This is a genomic window from Salinicola sp. MH3R3-1, assembly GCF_001937155.1.
GTDB lineage: Bacteria > Pseudomonadota > Gammaproteobacteria > Pseudomonadales > Halomonadaceae > Salinicola > Salinicola halophyticus.
In genome coordinates this window covers 1-628 of sequence record NZ_MSDP01000129.1, presented here as the reverse complement: position 1 = coordinate 628, position 628 = coordinate 1, and the positions used below count along the sequence as shown (strand labels likewise).

Below are 628 nucleotides of genomic sequence, written 5' to 3'. Positions count from 1 at the left end.
CGAGCCGAAGACGGTGACGATTACCGTGACCGGCACCAACGATGTGCCGGTGGCTCAGGCCGCCACGACCACGACAGAAGAGAACGCCGTTCTCAGCGGCCAAGTCCTGGCAGCCAGTGACGTCGATGGCACCATCGCCAGCTACGCGCTCGACACCAACGTGGGTCAGGGCAACGGCAGTCTCAGCTTCAACGCCGACGGCTCCTATAGCTTCACCCCCGGCACCGACTTCGACAGTCTGGCCGCGGGCGAGAGCCGCGACGTGACCTTCAGCTACACCGCCACCGATAACGACGGCGGCGTGAGCGAGCCGAAGACGGTGACCATCACCGTCACGGGCACCAACGATGTGCCGGTCGCCGTCACTGATACTCAGACTACTGGCGAGAACACGGTGCTGACTGGCCAGGTCCCGGCAGCGACCGATGTCGATGGCACCATCGCCAGCTACGCGCTCGACACTGGCGTGGGTCAGGGCAACGGCAGTCTCAGCTTCAACGCCGACGGCAGCTACAGCTTCGCCCCGGGCACCGACTTCGACGCTCTGGCCGCGGGCGAGAGCCGCGACGTCACCTTCAGCTACACCGCCACCGATAACGACGGTGGCGTCAGCGAACCCAAGACGGTG

Annotated in this window: 1 protein-coding gene; it reads left to right on the top strand. The window is 65.6% G+C overall.

What is annotated here, in order from left to right; genetic code table 11:
- Positions 1-628 (top strand): Ig-like domain-containing protein (locus BTW08_RS18715; RefSeq protein WP_168170695.1); only part of this gene is annotated, 628 nt, incomplete at both ends.